Origin of the sequence: Vreelandella nanhaiensis (genome assembly GCF_003990185.1) — a bacterium.
Lineage (GTDB): Bacteria > Pseudomonadota > Gammaproteobacteria > Pseudomonadales > Halomonadaceae > Vreelandella > Vreelandella nanhaiensis.
Map to the genome: position 1 here is coordinate 102,165 of NZ_RZHF01000014.1, position 16,999 is coordinate 119,163.

Annotated in this window: 15 protein-coding genes and 1 tRNA gene; 4 read left to right on the top strand and 12 right to left on the bottom strand. The window is 56.7% G+C overall.

The annotated features are described in order from the left end of the window. Positions 1 to 25 precede the first annotated feature (25 nt). Positions 26 to 1,198 carry an alpha/beta hydrolase family protein gene (locus ELY38_RS09445; protein ID WP_127061658.1) on the bottom strand — a complete coding sequence of 391 codons (1,173 nt, stop codon included), beginning with the start codon at positions 1,196 to 1,198 and terminating at the stop codon, positions 26 to 28. Between the two features lie 575 nt (positions 1,199 to 1,773). Between ELY38_RS09445 and ELY38_RS09450 the strand changes: the two genes are divergently transcribed. Both ELY38_RS09450 and ELY38_RS09455 read left to right on the top strand, forming a co-directional pair. Continuing rightward, the gene (locus ELY38_RS09450) at positions 1,774 to 2,292 is read left to right on the top strand and encodes an MgtC/SapB family protein (RefSeq protein ID WP_127061660.1); all 519 of its coding nucleotides are present in this window, start codon (positions 1,774 to 1,776) and stop codon (positions 2,290 to 2,292) included. A 402-nt stretch (positions 2,293 to 2,694) separates the two neighbouring features. Next, a complete protein-coding gene (locus tag ELY38_RS09455) occupies positions 2,695 to 4,005 on the top strand; it encodes a DUF945 family protein (protein WP_127061662.1) in 1,311 nt (436 codons plus the stop codon). 244 nt (positions 4,006 to 4,249) lie between these two features. Here ELY38_RS09455 and ELY38_RS19390 read toward each other — a convergent pair whose 3' ends face one another. Further along, positions 4,250 to 4,450, bottom strand: coding sequence for an NADPH-dependent FMN reductase family protein (locus ELY38_RS19390; RefSeq protein ID WP_246009112.1), 201 nt, complete (start codon positions 4,448 to 4,450; stop codon positions 4,250 to 4,252). Here ELY38_RS19390 and ELY38_RS19395 point away from each other — a divergent pair. After that, positions 4,449 to 4,619 (top strand): hypothetical protein, encoded by a 171-nt coding sequence (locus ELY38_RS19395; protein ID WP_246009113.1) that lies wholly within the window; start codon positions 4,449 to 4,451, stop codon positions 4,617 to 4,619. The genes ELY38_RS19390 and ELY38_RS19395 overlap by 2 nt on opposite strands. A 20-nt stretch (positions 4,620 to 4,639) precedes the next feature. Next, positions 4,640 to 4,825, top strand: coding sequence for a type 2 periplasmic-binding domain-containing protein (locus ELY38_RS09465; RefSeq protein ID WP_422822324.1), 186 nt, complete (start codon positions 4,640 to 4,642; stop codon positions 4,823 to 4,825). 215 nt (positions 4,826 to 5,040) lie between these two features. Here the strand turns inward: ELY38_RS09465 and ELY38_RS09470 are convergent. From ELY38_RS09470 to ELY38_RS09515, 10 genes are all read right to left on the bottom strand, one after another. After that, positions 5,041 to 5,136 (bottom strand) — tRNA-Sec (locus ELY38_RS09470). Positions 5,137 to 5,158: 22 nt separating this feature from the next. Continuing rightward, on the bottom strand, positions 5,159 to 7,087 hold the full coding sequence (selB, locus tag ELY38_RS09475) for a selenocysteine-specific translation elongation factor (protein WP_127061666.1): 1,929 nt from the start codon (positions 7,085 to 7,087) through the stop codon (positions 5,159 to 5,161). After that, on the bottom strand, positions 7,084 to 8,565 hold the full coding sequence (selA, locus tag ELY38_RS09480) for an L-seryl-tRNA(Sec) selenium transferase (protein WP_246009114.1): 1,482 nt from the start codon (positions 8,563 to 8,565) through the stop codon (positions 7,084 to 7,086). The genes selB and selA overlap by 4 nt, the downstream gene beginning before the upstream one ends. A gap of 69 nt (positions 8,566 to 8,634) precedes the next feature. After that, the gene (gene fdhE, locus ELY38_RS09485) at positions 8,635 to 9,561 is read right to left on the bottom strand and encodes a formate dehydrogenase accessory protein FdhE (RefSeq protein ID WP_222845136.1); all 927 of its coding nucleotides are present in this window, start codon (positions 9,559 to 9,561) and stop codon (positions 8,635 to 8,637) included. Further along, entirely contained in the window at positions 9,558 to 10,265 is a 708-nt protein-coding gene (locus ELY38_RS09490) for a formate dehydrogenase subunit gamma (protein WP_127061670.1), read from the bottom strand. Before ELY38_RS09490 ends, fdhE begins: the two co-directional genes overlap by 4 nt. Beyond that, the gene (gene fdxH / locus ELY38_RS09495) at positions 10,262 to 11,194 is read right to left on the bottom strand and encodes a formate dehydrogenase subunit beta (protein WP_127061672.1); all 933 of its coding nucleotides are present in this window, start codon (positions 11,192 to 11,194) and stop codon (positions 10,262 to 10,264) included. Before fdxH ends, ELY38_RS09490 begins: the two co-directional genes overlap by 4 nt. 9 nt (positions 11,195 to 11,203) lie before the next feature. After that, positions 11,204 to 13,666 carry a formate dehydrogenase-N subunit alpha gene (gene fdnG / locus ELY38_RS09500; RefSeq protein ID WP_222845137.1) on the bottom strand — a complete coding sequence of 821 codons (2,463 nt, stop codon included), beginning with the start codon at positions 13,664 to 13,666 and terminating at the stop codon, positions 11,204 to 11,206. Positions 13,667 to 13,678: 12 nt separating this feature from the next. Beyond that, positions 13,679 to 14,272: a molybdopterin-dependent oxidoreductase gene (locus ELY38_RS19735; RefSeq protein ID WP_127061676.1), complete on the bottom strand. Its 594-nt coding sequence runs from the start codon at positions 14,270 to 14,272 to the stop codon at positions 13,679 to 13,681. A gap of 150 nt (positions 14,273 to 14,422) precedes the next feature. Further along, positions 14,423 to 14,824 (bottom strand): hypothetical protein, encoded by a 402-nt coding sequence (locus ELY38_RS09510; protein WP_246009115.1) that lies wholly within the window; start codon positions 14,822 to 14,824, stop codon positions 14,423 to 14,425. Between the two features lie 231 nt (positions 14,825 to 15,055). Then, positions 15,056 to 16,966 (bottom strand): DNA topoisomerase III, encoded by a 1,911-nt coding sequence (locus tag ELY38_RS09515; protein ID WP_127061678.1) that lies wholly within the window; start codon positions 16,964 to 16,966, stop codon positions 15,056 to 15,058. Positions 16,967 to 16,999 lie beyond the last annotated feature (33 nt).

The following is a 16,999-nucleotide window of genomic DNA, read 5'->3' on the forward strand; positions in this document are numbered from 1 at the left end:
ATCCTTGTTAATGAAGTTTTCTCACTTAACGTTGTTGACGAGCAAGCCACTCAAGGCCAGGGCGGTAAAGCATTTCATGTTCGCCATCAAAGAGTACAAGCTCGGCAGGGCCCGATTGAAGATAGAGCAGCACCGCTGCATCGGCTTCATCAAAGTACCTAAAATTGCGCTCCTCATGAGTCGAACGCTCGGCCAGTTTTTCAGGCACTTCGCGGTTCTCTTCAAGCTGATCGATCAGATCCTGTGAGATCCGGTCCTCTTCGGCGGCCAAGTCGTTAAAAGCATGCAGTGCCTGTTCCGGCGGCACGGTCGTATCATTGATGCCATGAGCCAAAAGCACTCGAAGCTCGCCCTCTACATCTGGCAGATGGGCACTGACACTGCGCTGAACACACTCATCCCTGGCTTCGCTGCCCTCAGTGGGCTCTCCACCACAAGCACCGGCGATCTCATCTGCATACTTCTCACCGCGCTCGGCATTCCAGTGATACCACGTTAATAGGTCATAGACAGGCACCCATGCGGCGACACCGGCAAATACCTCTGGGTTACGACTGGCAAAGTGCAGAGCATTCATGGCGCCACCCGAGTAGCCGAGTAGGTAAATTCGCGACTCGTCGATGTTGGCATTTTCGCGTGCGTATTCAAGCGCATCTTCCATGTCAGACATAACCAATTCAGAGGCCGTCGATTCGGGGCGACCATCATTCTGTCCACGGAAATCGGGGTGTATGAAAACCCAATCATTGGCTACGGCGAACTCCCCCAAGGGAATGTCAATGTTCTGCAGATAATTGGTGCTCCAGCTATGCAACACCATCAAAAGTGGCTTCTCTTCGTCAGAACCAGAGTCATAGTAGAGTGCTGGCTGACTAGCCTCATCTGCCGATGAGGTGATCTCGATATCCTGAATATCTGGAATATATTCCTGCCAAACCGCCAGATCGGCATCCCTGGAGGTGCCAGGAAAATCGCTGACGAGGAGGTGCTCGCTTGGGTGTTCGAGCGCCACCTCCGCAGAATCTTCAGCGCCAGCCAAGCTGCTTGACTCTAGTTGTTCAGCCTGAGCAGGATTGGAGCTAATGACAGAAACACCAAACGCCAGTACTAGCGGCGCTTGCCAATAAGTGCGTCTGAGCAGCTGACCAGTGACAACTAATGGGTAGCAAGGTGAAATGGTTTTCTTTGTCGTCTTCATGCTGCTTCTCCTGACTATGGCTTTATTGTTTGTCCTGTCATCATATGCACCGATGGCATGACGTTTTGCGCCCCCGTTAAAACGTATATTCAACACTTTGCTAACAAGGTAGTAGAAAACGCGAGGATTGGCCTACCGCTTCCATTTCCTGATTCTCAGTTAGGGGCTGGATTAGTTCAGGAGCCTTAATGTGGGCTGCCTAGTGAATTGACGTCAAAGGTACGGTCAATGGCGAAGATGGTGCTGGGGATAATTGCGATTTCAAGTCTCGCGTATTAGCTCCAAAATGGGCTTAAACGTCCTAAGGATAACCTTGCAAAATTTCTGTTTGGGTTAGCACGATTTTAGAGTAAAGCTTCAAAAGGCAGTGCTTGTAACGGGTAGCTCTGTCTTCCCGTTGGCAATGATCAAACGCCGCGACTAATCTTTTATTGAACTAAAACAGGAAAATGCTTATTGCAACGCTTGTGAGTGAGGTTATGCCATTAATGCCAAGCACCGTGATTTCATACCGAGTAGCATAAGTTCCAGTTTCATTGGAGGAGTGTCATGACTACGCCAGTAGGACCGATACAATGGACGTGATCCGCAGTGTCATTATTTCTGAATTTTCCGATTTTAATGACTTGAGTGAGTTTATTGTTGTGATCATTCGGTTGCTGATGGCGGCCCTGCTCGGTGGCTTGTTGGGATTTGAGCGTGAACAAAGCGGTAAGCCGGCTGGAATACGTACCCACATGCTTGTTTGTATGGGGGCAGCGGTATTTGTATTAATTCCCCAGCAAGCGGGCATTTCTGATGCGGATATGAGTCGGGTCATTCAAGGGGTTGTTAGCGGGATTGGTTTTCTAGGTGCCGGCAGTATCATCACCCGGCAGAATGACCTGTTTGCTACAGGACTTACCACTGCGGCTGGCATTTGGTTTACAGCGGCTATAGGGATGGCCGTTGGCCTTGGGCGTGAGCAAACAGCGGTAGTGTGTGCATTGCTGGCTTGGGTGGTGCTTTACGTGGTGCCTTTCTTCTCACGCTCAATAACCAAGAAAAAGCCTGTACGCCCAGAATCGAGTAAAGATAGTTCTGGTCTGAAATGAAGTTGGTTTTCTGCCAAGTAGGTGGGTAGCGTTCCAAAGCTTATATCCAGGCACTGTTACTCATTGGGTAATCCACCAAAGCGAAAATCAACATAACTTAGTAGCAGTTTTCATGGAAAGAGTTACGAAGCCCTGGTTTAAACGGAGCTCTTGTAATGAGCGATTCATTAAGTAGAGCCTTTCCATGTTTTAATGCTTGGCTTAGTCGCTAAGAAAAGGCTTCTTTCCAACAACCGCCGCAACAGCGCTTTATCGTATTGCTAGAAGCTTTGTTTATTACAAACGTTAGCTTCCTCCGTGATCGTTTTATTCTCTTGGTGCTTACCAGAAGGCTGAGTTAGCAGTGGTTTTTATTTTTAAATAAAGGATAATTAACAATTATTGTTATTAAAGGATATTGACATGCCCGCAACCACTAAGACGTTAATCTTGACTGCCACTGGCGTTGTTGTGCTCGGCGTGGGGGGATATATAGGGGCACAGGCGGTAGTAGGTAATGAAGTTGAAAAATCACTTTTCCAAACCTTTACGCAACTAGATGACTCGCTTTCCTGGTACGCAAGCGATGTAACGATTGATAAATCGCTGTTCAAGACAACGGCGAGCGCCACGATCGGCATGGAAGGAGTCGATAATGCCAACGCCCAAGTAAACCTGCTAGTGGACCACGGCGTTATCAATAGCCCAGTTACTGGCACGATTCACCCCAACGAGCAGTTTCTACGCGGGGACATAAACATTGACCTGGTTGCTTCTCGCAGCTCCATCACTGGGCAACTGACGGCTGGTTCGTTAAGTGGTGTTGAACTCGACGGTAACCTTCAGGATCTGGTCGTTGATCTTGATCTTGAAAATCGAGATGTTTGGAAAGTAGACGGCCAGGCCCGAGAGATTGTCATCAATAACGAGAATAATTCGGTGCGGGTTGTATCGCCGCGCTTTGAAAACCGCTCACAAGAAGCGTCCAGCCTGATACATCAATACCTGGAAATACCCAGAGTTGAGTTTTTGGCGCAGGGCATCAGTGTGTACATGGACGGCGTTGAGCTTGAAGCCAAGTCTAAATCCGTCGGTGATAGCCAGATCGTTAATTCAGGCGGCCGTTTCAAGGTGGCCGATATCGGCGCCGACGGCACCTCAATGGGCAGCCTGTCACTTGATATGGATGCGAAGAACTGGGATATGCCAGCATTCCAGGCGCTCCAGGAAGCCTATGCACCGCTGGAAGCCATGCGTGCAGAGTACGAAGAGACCAGAGTACGGGGTGATGAGCAGGAAGAGCGTGAACTGCTGATCCAGGCTATCGAAAGTGGATATGATGTTTTGATTGCGAGCCCCTCAATAGCGTTTCAGCCGCTGGAAGCACACGTCACTCTGCCCATGCTGGGTCTTGACTTCAATCCGCGCATTACGGCGGATATTCGCTTTGACGGTAAAGAGCTTTCCAAGGACGCGCTATACAGCGCTTTGTGGGATAGCCGTTTGCCGTTACCCGATCAGCTTAAGGCATCGCAAGGCGTTATGAGCACACCTGAGGCACAAGAGTATCTTCAAAACCGCTTGAGCTTGGATATCAGTGTAACAACGCCTCCGCCGATGGTTCTTTCGCTTATACCCATGCCATTTTCCTTGTTAATCGATTCGGACCTGGAAGAGCAAACGTTGATCTGGCAAGACGGCAGCCTTACCGTTAATGGTGAAGAGGTGATATAAATAGGTTAAGAGAAATTAATTGCTTGTCACAACTCAGCATATCAAGCACTACCTGAAATGCTGAGTTGTTATTATAAGGTATAAAAACAATAAGGAGATTCGTCCATTCCGTACTCAACATACTGAGGGCGATATGTTGTTAGCTCAAAGCGTGACAGAGGAGCATAAAGGCGCGGATATCCTGAGTTAGCGGTACCCGCACATAACACTCTGTCTTTGATAATCAGAATGCCGCTCCCCGTATTTAAGCCGGTTCAGGTATTGTTGTGTCTCGCAACGCCACCTGCAACTCACCAACGAGCCGTTCGACATTACGCCGCGCTTTCGCAATCGACTTAGTCAATACTTCCCCACCTGCTTCCTGGCCTTCGATAGCGGTGTAGTGAATACGAGTAATACCAACAAACTCCAGTGCGAAAGTAAGGCTTGGCTCCAGATAATTCATGTGGGCCATCTCTTCGCCTGGCGACATATTCACGCCACCTTCTAGCGGTGAGTACGACCGCGTGCCTTTCTCGATCAGTAAGCTTGGGAGTGTAAGGGTTGTGCGGGTTGGTCTTATCGATACCGACCGTTCGCTCGGCCCTGATGATCTGATCTACCCACGCCTGTGAGTGGCCAGGGCGTTATGCTGATGAGCCGTCATCTGATTGAAGATGAATTGGCCGAAGGGCGTCTGCTACAACCCTTTGGCCCCGAGCTGGCAGACGGCGCATTCTTTTTGGCCTACCCGGAAAGCTGCCGCAGCGATCCAACAATTTTGCCACTTCGGGACTGGGTAATGGAACTGCCTAGGAGGCTATCGGAGTCTTCATCTTAATAATTCTATATTTTATACCGTTATCTTTATTGAGCTTTCAGAGGAGCACCGCTGTGCTTGCTTATAGCTATCAAGCAAATGTTGTCCACAAAACCGCTAATTAATGTCTTGCGTGACCTGATGCTCCGTCGACGTGTGTTCCATGGCGGAGTCTGATTCGGCTCAAATAGCGAGGCTGGGGCTGGGGCTGGGGCTGGGCGAAGGGGCAAGAAGGGTGGCGGAAGAGCGTGGGAGTCGAACCCACCAAGGACTGCTGGCAGCCCCTGCCAGATTTGAAGTCTGGCCGCCCCACCGGGGGTCGATCCTCTTCCTTGAGCGTATCCCGTGCGTTACCTAGCTCCACAGGGCGGTGCGGCGAATGCAGCGTTCATCCTGCACTCGGCGCGTAAAACCTATCCTATCAAAGAATTCGAGAATGTGGATGGCCAATTTGCGTCCGGTACCGATGCGGTTGCGAAATTCTGCGACGCGAATGGTGCCGTGTTCGTCCATCACTTCCCGCGCGACGCCTGCCATTTCATGTGTCGCAGAGGCGAGGTAGAAGTGATCCTTACGTACCTGATAGAGTCTGCCAAGGCGAGCACAGGCTGTCAGTACCTGGCGAACACGCTGTTCGTCGAGCCCGCTGTTTGCTGCCAGGTCGCGAACTCGGGGCGGCTGGAAGGGGGCTTCAGCCAGCAGGGGCTCAAGCCGTTGCCAGAGCGCCTCGTCGGGCTCCTTGAGTGCTGCGCGATGGCCGGGCAGAGAAATGAAGGGGCCATTGCTATCAAGCTGACCCGTCTCGATCAGTTGCTTGATCAGGCAACGGAAGAGGGGAGCAGGTAGTCGGGGAGCGGCCTGGCGATTCAGTCGCTCGCGCTCGGTACCCAGCATGGCGGGCTCGACCTGGTGGTTTTCGGCGACTACTTGGATAATCCGCTCTCTAAGCGATTCAATGGCTTTTCGGGAGAAAGCTCTAACCTCGCCCTCGGCAGCGAGGACTTGGCCTGCGGATGCCTCGACCAGCGGCGTTAGCTCGTGAACGCTGATATTAAGGTTGCGCGCCATGCTATTAAGGTTCTGGCCTTCGGGGTGGAGATCGAGTGCGGCACGCAGCGGTTCATGAAGGTCGTAAGGTGGGTTGACGCTTGCGCATTCAGCGAGTGCCGCCAGCCAGGCCAGACGCCCGGGGGCGCGCTGGCCGCGGCGGGGTGGTTCGCCGTCCAGTGCGATCCCTCCGCCGAGGGTAATATGCCCGCCATGATCACGGATGACGAAGCGATCCCCCAGGCAGGCGTGTACCGGGCTGTCACAGACCAGTTGGCCAAGCATGCTTTTGCCTGGTTCGAGCCGTTGCCCTTCGAGGAGCGAGACCCGCCCCATGAGATGGGCTGCCCCTAGGTGTATATGGATTGGCGCCCAGTGCTTGAGCGGTGGGGCGGAGTCGAGCAGCCTTAGCTGGATATCAAGTCGCTTAATGGGTGGTGTTTCCAGCGTGTCGGCGACGACCCAGTCGCCACGGTTGATGCGATCCCGTTCTACGCCAGCTCCTGCAAGGTTGAGCGCTACCCGGTCGCCCTGGCGTGCCTGCTCGCTCTCGTGGTTTTGACGACGCAGCTGGCGGACTCTGGCCTTATGTCCGTTGGGTACCAGGCGCACCATGTCACCTTTGGCGATGCAGCCGCTGAGTGCGGTACCGGTCACTACCAAGCCTGCACCTGGCAGGGCGAAAACGCGATCCACACTAAGGCGGAAATACCCATAAGGAGAGGACGCCTGCTGTTGGGCCGCCTGGGTCCATAGCGTGTCGCGCAGTGCCGCCACGCCTTCACCACTATGGCTAGAGACGTCATGCAGCGGCGCCTTGGCGAGCCGTGTCCCTGCCAGCAGGTTGATGATCTCTCGCCTGACTTCCTGGCGCCGTGTTTCGTCGACTCGATCAATCTTGGTCAGCGCTACCACACCGCGGTCGACACCGAGAAGGTCAAGGATCTGGACATGTTCTATCGTCTGGGGCATCACACCATCGTCGGCGGCCACCACCAGCAAGGCCGTATCGATGCCAGCACTACCCGCGAGCATGTTATGCAGGAACCGATGATGCCCGGGCACGTCGACGAAGCCGAGCTCAATGCCCGTCTCGACCTCGGGGTAAGCGAAACCAGCTTCGATGGTCAGCCCGCGTGCCTTCTCCTCTTTAAGACGATCGGTATCGATACCTGTCAGCCGCTGGATCAGGGCGGTCTTACCATGGTCGACATGGCCGGCAGTGCCGACGATCATGGCTGGCCACCCAGGGGCATATCGAGAAGGCTCTCATAGCGCTGCTTCAACGCCGTGAACTGAGCAACGAAAGCGTCTTCGTCCGTAGGGTGGTGTAGACAGCGCAGGTCGAGATAGAGGGCGCCATCGTGAAGACGGCCGATGACCGGGCGGGGCAGTTGACGAAACGCTGCCTCAATGCGTCTGAGACACCTCTCCCTGGCGTGGCGGTCACCGCTTACTGGGCGCCAGACCAGAGCGTAGCTCGGTAATCGGTCGACGGGCAGCGAGCCGCTGCCAAGCTGACTTGAACAGGGAGCTAGGGAGACGTCGATGTCATCGAGCAGGGCCTGGGCGGAGTCAAGCAGACGTTCGCCAGTCGCCGCGATGTCGGTTTCTGGTCGCGTCAACATTGCCAGTGTGGGAATGTCCCGCTGTGGTGCGTCGCTGTCGCGGTAGAGGCGCAGGGTGGCTTCCAGAGCGGCTAAGGTCAGCTTGTCGAGGCGCAGGGCACGCTTGAGGGGATGGCGCTTGATAGTGTCGATAAGTTCACGACGACCGACGATCACTCCCGCTTGTGGGCCGCCCAGCAGTTTGTCGCCGCTGAAGGTAACGACGTCGGCACCGGCGGCGATAGCCTCGCGAGGTTGCGACTCATGAGGCAGGCCAAGCGCAGAGAAGTCGGTCAGTGCGCCGCTGCCCAGGTCGACCAGGAAGGGGACGCCATGAGCGTGTGCAATGCGCGCCAGTTCGCTCTCAGGCACGCTCTTGGTGAAACCGGTGATGGCGTAGTTAGAAGTGTGTGCCTTGACGATCAGACCCGTGTTCTCATTCAGTGCAGCCTGGAAATCCCGCACATGGGTGCGATTGGTGGCGCCTACCTCATGCAGTCGGCAGCCGGCCGAGACCATGATGTCGGGCATGCGGAAGGCACCGCCTATCTCAATCAGCTCGCCTCGTGAGATGACTGCCTCGCGACCGCAGGCCAGGGCGCTCAGTGCTAGCAGCACCGCACCGGCGTTGTTGTTGACCACGGTGGCTGCCTCGGCGCCGGTAAGTTCGCAGAGCAGCGGCTCCACCAGCCGGTCCCGGTCGCCGCGGCCGCCGCTATCAAGGTCGTACTCGAGCGCCGTGGGATGACGGGCGGCCTGGGCCATGGCTTCGATAGCAGGCTCGGCAAGTAACGAGCGGCCGAGGTTGGTATGGATCACCGTGCCGGTCAGGTTGAAGACGCTGCGACTGTTGGGTCGTGCCAGCTGTTCCAGGCGTTCAAGCGCTCGGGCAGTGAGTGTTTCGAGAGAGATGTTAGCGTGCTGATGCTCGGTACGCCCTGTCGTGTTGGCGAGGCGCGAGCGCTCGCTCTCCAGGGTTAGGCGAATAGCCTCTCTGACTAGGCGCCAACCGTGACGCAGTTGGGCTTTCTGCAGGGTGGGATGTGCCAGCAGGGTGTCTACGGCGGGCAGACTGCGTCGAACGTCCATTGTCGTCTTCAAATCCATGCCGAGTTTTAAGTTCCTAAGGTATAGCATGGCCGGGAGCGGGTCGTCCATGGCCGCTCGGGGATGGCCTCATTCACCAACAATCAGCAATGGGTTGAAGCCGCTGCGACGATACTGTTTTTCCTCGGCGAGCAGTAGATCCAGCGCTAGGCTGGCGAGGTCGTCGGCGAGGGGTTCAGCATGCGCGTCGAATTCACATGGCATGATTTTAAGGTAAGAGTGACAGTCGCCACACGTCTCGGCCTGGGTGGGGAGCAGGCGCTCACCGGCCTCGTCCTCAAGACTCAGGTAGTCAAGCTTGCCGCTCTGATCGCAGACACTGCACTTGGAGCGCTCCAGATACCACTGTGTTGCGCATAACCCGCACTGCAGGTAACGTACCCCACTGCGTTTAGAATCAATCTGGATGACGCTTGCCACTGGCAGCGAGCCGCAACAGGGGCAGAGCGAACGGGCCTCGGCGGTGGGACGTTTTGGTGGATGGGGCAGAGTACGCACCAGGCGCAGCCAGGCCACCTGCAACGCTGCCGCTATCAAAGGCATCAGCCCCCGGCTAGCTTCGGGGCCGGGGCGCGCCTCGAGCACTTCTTGGGCGAGGCGGTCGATCTCTTCCTTGGGCAACTTACGCAGGGTGTCGAGCAACGGCCGTTGCGCCTCGCCAATATGCAAGTCGAGGCCATCGAGAAGCGCCGTAAGTTCACTATGAAAATCGATGTCGCGGCAAAGCGCCTGAGTACCCAGCGGCGGCATGCCGTGCTCCAGTGCCAGCACAAAGGCATCTGGCTCGGGCAGCCACGCCGGAGTGTTGCGCTCTAGAGCCCGCTGCTGTGCCCGGGAGAGTTGTGCCATGAAGGCCAAAAAATCGCGTAGCGGCTCGATACGCTCGGAAAGGTCGCACAGGCGCTGTGCGCGCTGTGCAAAGTGCTCTTGCTTGGGCAGCACCACGGAAGGGGGATCCATGACGCCCATCGGGGCATTGCCATATGCGTGGTTCACTTGGGCTCCTCTCCTGTCATGATTTGGTGCTGCGGCTTGGACATCTCTCGCTCCTTGCGCTCCTTCTCCATTTCCTCCTCGTACCATAAATCATGATGATGTTTCGCCCACGGTTTGCTGACCCGGCCACGGATCATGGCGGTGAACGAACCCTTCACCCAGATACCCGAGTAGATGTGGATGATCAGGGTAATGATCGCCAGGAAAGCCACATAAGCGTGCCCAAAGGCGGCCAGCCGACGTAGAGTGATAGGGATGGCATCGGCGAAGTAGGGCTGCCAGATGAGCAGGCCAGTCACCAGCAAAAGTGGCACGCAGAGCACCATGATCCAGTAGACCAGCTTTTGCCCAGCATTGTTCTTGCCCACCGGCGGTAGGCGCTCGTCATGATTGCTCAGCACATCCTTGATCTGCTTGAGCCACTGAATGTCATGACGCTTGATCAGGCTCACCTTGAAGAAGCGGATCGCCATGATCACGAAAAATAGCGTCATGAACAACCCAATATACGGATGTAGAATACGCGTCATCGTCGGGCCGCCGAACAGGCCGGTCAACGACCAGAAAAAGGGGTGAAATAAGGGCAGCCCACTGAGCACCAGCATCACGAAGCTGATCGCAATGAGCCAGTGATTGATGCGCGATAGTGCGTCATATCGCAGGATGCCCGGATCGGATTTGGCATGTGGCTTCGGCTTGCTCATGGCCGTTTCTCCTCGGACTGTTGGTCACGCTCCTCGTCTGCGTGCACTTCTTCCTCCTCCTCTTCTGATGTCTCCTTGGGACCAGCGGTGAGGTAGTGGAAGAACCCCGCAAATGCCGCAAGCCCGATAGCCACCGAGGCCAGCGGCTTGGGTATACCTTTCCAGGCCTCGACCAGCGGGCTGATGCGCGGGTCCTTGGGCAAATCGTTGTAGATCTCCGGTTCGTCGGCATGTTGCAGCACATAGATCACATGGGTGCCACCGACTCCTTGAGGGTTGTAAATACCGGCATTTTCAAAGCCGCGTTCCTTGAGAAAGTCGGTGCGCGTCTCAGCGAGATCGAGCATGTCCTCCCTGGTGCCGAACATGATCGACCCGGTGGGGCACGATTTTACACAGGCCGGCTCCAGGCCATGATAGACACGATCGGAACACAGTGTGCATTTATAAGCCTTGGAATCCTTTTTCGAAATCCGCGGAACATCGAAAGGACAGCCAGCGACACAGTAGCCGCAACCGATGCAGTGCTCGGAGTTGAAGTCAACGATGCCGTTGGCGTACTGGACAATAGCGCCGGGCGCGGGGCACGCCTCAAGGCAGCCCGGTTCGGCGCAGTGCATGCAGTTGTCCTTGCGGATCAGCCACTCCAGGTTGCCTTGTTCGTTCTCGTGCTCGTTGAAGCGCATCACTTGCCAGGTATTGGGCGTCAGGTCGGTCGGGTTGTCGTATTCACCCACGCATTCACCCACCTCGTCACGCAAGTTATTCCACTCGGAGCATGCAACTTGGCATGCCTTGCAACCGATGCAGCGGGATACGTCGATCAGCTTGGTGACCGTTTCGACCCCATCGTCACGCTCCTGGGGCGATGGCACCTGAGTTGCTGAGCGTTTGACTATATTCTGCAGATTGATCTGATCGCCTCTCATCTCGCCTCCTTAAAGCTTGTCCACACGCACCAGGAACGACTTGAACTCCGGCGTCTGGGTATTGGCGTCACCCACGGATGGCGTCAAGGTATTGGTCAGGTGAGCCCGTTTGGTTTCCCCCAGGTAGCCCCAGTGAAGCGGGATGCCTATCTGGTGCACCGTCCGACCCGCTACCTGCAACGGACGGATGCGCTTAGTCACCACCGCTACCGCTTCGATATAGCCGCGCTTAGAACTGACACGGACCCGGTCGCCCTTGGCAATGCCCAGTTCGTTGGCCAGGCTTTCGCCAATCTCCACGAACTTCTCCGGCTGGGCGATGGCGTTCAAGCGGTTGTGCATCGTCCAGTAGTGGAAATGCTCGGTGAGGCGATAGGTGGTAGCCGCATACGGAAACTCCTCGAAGCTGCCGAAATTGGCCCGATCCTGCTCGAAAACCCGCGCCCCTGGATTGTTCTTGGCCAATGGGTTGCTGGGGTGCATCGGATTATTGGCGATCGGTGTTTCAAACGGCTCGTAATGTTCCGGGAAAGGCCCTTCGACCATACGGTCACGGGCAAAGAATTGTCCTCGACCCGTCTGGTTCATGATGAAGGGACCCTGAGCTACCGTCGGTGCAGATTCCACCGGGAAGTCGGGAACGTCATTACCCACCCAGCGATTGCCGTTCCACCAGACGACTGCTTTGCGCTCGGACCACGGCGTGCCGTCGGGACGTGCGCTTGCCCGGTTGTAGAGGATGCGCCGGTTGGCCGGCCATGACCAGGCCCAGCCCAGCGTCTGACCAACGCCGTAGGGGTCAGAGTTGTCGCGGCGGATCATCTGGTTGCCTTCGTCGGTCCAGCAGCCGGCAAAGATCCAGCAACCGCTCGCCGTACTGCCGTCGGCACGCAGCATGCCGAAATCTTCGACCTGTTCCCCTGCCCGACAGACAAGATTGCGCTGCTCGTCATAGACGTCCTCAAGTGCCCAACCGTTGTACTCCCGGGCCAGTTCGTTGGGGCTGGGCTCTGCGGGGTAGCGATAGGGCCAGCTCAGATTGAGCAGTGCATCCGAAAAGGCGCCGCCTTCGTTGCGATACATCTGCTGTATCCGCAAGAAGATGCCAGCTAAAATGGCGGTATCGGGAAGCGCTTCGCCCGGTGGCGGTGCCGCTGCCCAGAACCACTGCAGCCAGCGCGAGCTGTTGACGATAGTACCGTCTTCCTCGGCGAAGCAGGTGGTGGGCAGCCGGAATACCTCAGTGTCGATCTCGGCAGTGTTCACGTCGTTGAATTCGCCATGGTTCTTCCAGAACTCGGCGGTCTCTGTTCTCAGCGGGTCAATGACCACCAGATACTTCAATCGGGAAAGCGCCGCACTGGTCTTGGCCTTGTGCGGAAAGGCGGCCAGCGGATTGAAGCCTTGGCAAATGTAGCCAGTGATTTCGCCATGGCTCATCCGCTCGAAGGTATGAATCACGTCATACAGTGTCTCGCTTAGCTTGGGCAGCCAGTCATAGCACCAGTTGTTCGCTTCGGTGGCTGCATCGCCGAACCAAGCTTTCATCAGGCTGACATGAAAACGCTCGTAATAGCGCCAGTAGGAAACTTCACCAGGCAGCAGGTCCGGGCGTGAGCGATCAAGGATATAGGCTTCGTAATCCTGCTCATCGGCCTCGGGTAGCGTCATGTACCCAGGTAACAAATCCGAGAGCAGTCCAAGGTCGGTCAGCCCCTGAATATTGGAGTGGCCGCGTAAGGCGTTGACGCCGCCCCCGCGCATACCCATGTTGCCAAGCAGCAACTGGAGCATCGCCGCGGTGCGAATGATCTGCGAGCCGATCGAGTGCTGCGTCCACCCCAGTGCGTAGAGAATCGTCATGGTCTTGTCGTCCACAACGGTCGCAGCGACCATGTCCCAGACGTGCTGGATCTTGTCACGGGGCGTGCCGCACACCGAGGAGACCACATCAAGGGTGTAACGGCTGAAGTGCGCACGCATCAATTGGAACACGCAACGGGGATGCTGAAGCGTATCGTCACGCAGGGCGTGGCCTTCGTCGGAGTACTCGTACTGCCAGGTCTCTTTGTCGTATTCACCATTCTCGGCATCGTAGCCGGTGAACAGGCCATCCTCGAAGCCGAACTCCTCGCGCACGATGAGACTCGCGTCGGTATAGGCGCGCACATACTCATGATGGATCTGGTCGGTTTCGATCAAATAGCTGATCAGACCACCCAGAAAAGCGATATCAGTGCCGGTACGAATTTCCGCGTAGTAGTCCGCCACCGCTGCCGTGCGGTTGAAGCGGGGGTCGACCACCACTAGGCGGGCATCATTATGCTCCTTGGCTTCCATTACCCAGCGAAAACCGACAGGGTGCGCCTCGGCGGCATTGCCACCCATGACGAGAATGAGATCAGCGTTGCGAATGTCAACCCAATGGTTGGTCATGGCACCGCGACCGAATGTTGGGGCAAGACCTGCCACCGTCGGTCCGTGTCAGACGCGTGCCTGGTTGTCGAGTACCACCATGCCAAGGCTACGGGCTATCTTCTGGCTCAGGTAAGCCGTCTCGTTGGTCGAGGCGGATGCCGCCAGCATTCCGGTCGTGGTCCACTGGTTGATCGTATTGCCTTCAGCGTCCTGGTCGACAAAGTTGGCATCGCGATCATCCTTCATGTGTCGGGCGATGCGTGTCAGCGCCTCGTCCCAGCTGATGCGTTTCCACTCATGGGTGCCGGGTTCGCGTACCTGGGGATACTTCAGGCGCGATTCGCTCTGAATGTAGTCGAGTAGTCCCGCCCCCTTGGGACACAGCGAGCCGCGACTGACCGGATGGTCTGGGTCGCCCTCGACATGGTAGATGTTATCAATACTGTTGATCGCTCCATCGCCGCGGCTATAGAGCAGCACGCCGCAGCCCACCGAGCAGTAGGTACAGTTGCTGCGGGTTATCTTGGCACCGGTAAGCTTAAAGTGGCGGATCGATGCGACCGCAGGCTCAGGAGCAAAGCCCATCATCGCCATGCTGGATGTGGCCATGCCGACTGCACCGAGTTTGAAGAACTGTCTTCGCGTAACCTTCAGAGTCATGACGGCCTCCTGTCGATTTGTTATGAATATTATAAGCTTCTGACAAAACAGGTTTATCTGTTAAGCATAGCAGTCTGTTTTTGTTTGGCGATGCGTCGCGGTGTCATTTTGCCAATGGCAAGCTTGTCTTCAGGGCTTACTGCCAACGGCTTATTCGGGCGAGTCAGAGGTGCTGGCCTGTGGTTCACCATCTTCCTGGCGCCCACTATCATCGGCACCCAGCGGTTCATCCGGCAGCCGCGCCTCTTCGTGCTCCGGTGACTCGGTTTCGTAGACGGGCCCAGCATCGGACTGGGAGGCAGGGGTCTGGAACATGGCATCGCCCCGCGATTGACCACCACCGGTGGTTTCATCCTCCTGATCCATATCCGCACCTGTAATGCCGCTCGTGGTACCGGCCGTGCCGGTATCTATATTCGGCTTATCGGGCATTGCGTGAGGAGCCAGTGCACTGCTTTCATCCTGAGGGGCTGCCGGCTCGGCAGCCTGGAGCGTGATCATGGAGCCAGCGCCTAGCAGGGCAATAATGAGGGGAAGTGTTCGTCGTATCATGCTTGAACTCCTCGAATGGGCGGGCGGGAGAGATCAGACAAAAGAAACTCAGTAGGCCTCGTTCAGTCGCGTCGATTATCGCCCAGTGGTTGGCTATAGCATGCTCAACCAATCGCTCCATGCTGACCTTCATGTATTGGCCACAGAACCGTATCCTACCTTCTGTATAGACAGTAGTGACGCTTGGTGCAAGCACATGCGTAAAGAGGTATCTATCCCGTCACCGTTATCCTACTTCTTCCTCCCTCCGGTACTTTTCCTTTTTGTATAGCTCTTCCTTGGCTTGCTCGTGCGCTTGGCTGGGCTACCGGCTTCGCCCTGGGCCGTTTGCAGGCTCTGCCTTAGTTTGGCAGCGTCGCTGTGGGTGAGCAGCCCGCGCAAGTCGTCCAATAACGCCTGTTGAAAGGCGCCTGGGTCATCTTGCTGTTCGGAAATGGCGCGCAGGCGCTGCTCCCATAGCGCGGTACGCTCTGGCGTGCTGACGGCGCTGGGTAGGGCGGCGATCAACGCGCAGCCGAGCTTGGTAGCGCGCAGGGCCTTTTGCTGACGCACGAGATACCCGCGCTGTACCAGGGTTTCAATGATACCGGCGCGGGTGGCCTCGGTGCCCAGGCCGTCGGTGTCTCGCAGGGTGCGGCGAACGGCAGGGTCTTCCACATAGCGGCCGATGTTCATCATCGCCTTGATTAGGCTTGCATCGGTAAATGGCTCCGGCGGGCGGGTCTCTTTCTCTTCCACACCGGCGTTCAGGGCTTGGCAGGCTTCACCCTGAGTAAGCGTCGGCAGGGGCGGCGCTTCTTCTTTGGTAGTGAAGAGAGGTTTCCAGCCAGGGTCGAGGATGCTTTGGCCACGGGCGCGAAACGCTTCATTTAACAAGGTGAATTCGGCTTTGACTTCAAAGGTACGCAAGGGGCGGTAGAACTGCGCCATCATGTTGCGCACCACCAGCCGAAACACGTGGCCTTCGGTGACCGAGAGCTGGCTGAAATCCGCCGGTTTTCCGGTGGGAGCAAGCGCGTGGTGAGCGCCTACCTGCTTGTCGTTCCACGCCTTGGAGCGCAGGGTGAAGTCGGCGCCGTTCAGCCATTGCCTGAGTGTGGCGTCATTCTGACAGGCGCCGCTCAAGCTGCGCTGGGCAAGCGGCAAATGCTCTTCAGGCAAGTAGCGGCAGTCGGAGCGTGGGTAGGTAATCAATTTGTGCTGCTCGTAAAGCCGCTGACAGATATCCAGCACCATTTGCGCGGAAAGCCCATGACGGCGGGCCGCATCTACCTGTAAAGCTGAAAGCGAGTAGGGCAGCGGCGGTGCCTGGCGTTTTTCCTGTTGATCAAGCTTGGTGAGCTGGCCGGTAGCGCCCGGCAGCTTGGCCGCTAGCGCATCGGCGGGTTTGCGGTCAATCAAACGGCCTTGATCGTCTAATGGCTGGTTTTCCTTAGGCGCCCACCAGGCGCGCAGCTGACCGTTGGCGACCTTGAGGTCCACCCATAGTGGGTAGAACGGGTGGGGTTTGAAATCTCGTATGGCGTTATCGCGGCGAACAATCAGCCCGAGTACCGGGGTTTGCACGCGACCAACCGAAAGCACGCCATCGTGGCCTGCCTGACGGCCGGTTAGCGTCCAGGCGCGAGTCAAGTTGATTCCATACAGCCAGTCGGCGCGTGAACGCGCCTGGGCTGCCTGAAAAAGTGGCTGGAATTCCTGATTGGAGCGCAGTTTGGCAAGTGCGCGGCTTACCGCGGGGCGGTTAAGGTCGCTGATTAACAGGCGTGTGACCGGGCCTCGGTACTTTAAGTGCTCAATCACTTCCTGCACCAGCAACTGGCCTTCACGATCCGGGTCGCCGGCATGTACGACTTCTGTAGCCTGCTTGATCAGCTTGCGAATTACCGCTAACTGGCCCCGCGCCTTGGCACGCGGGGCCAGCTTCCAGATACCGGGAACAATGGGCAGGCGATCCAGCCGCCACTGTTTATCGGCGGGATCGTAGGCTTCAGGAGGCGACTGCTCAAGCAGGTGGCCTAAACACCAGGTCACGGTGGTATCACCGCAAATGATGGCGCCTTCCTGGCGTTTGGGGCTACCCGGCAGCGCTTCGGCAATGGCCCGGGCAAGGCTGGGTTTTTCGGCAATGATCAAGCGCATGCGAAGCGTGGCCTTAACGTCTGTTCGAAATGC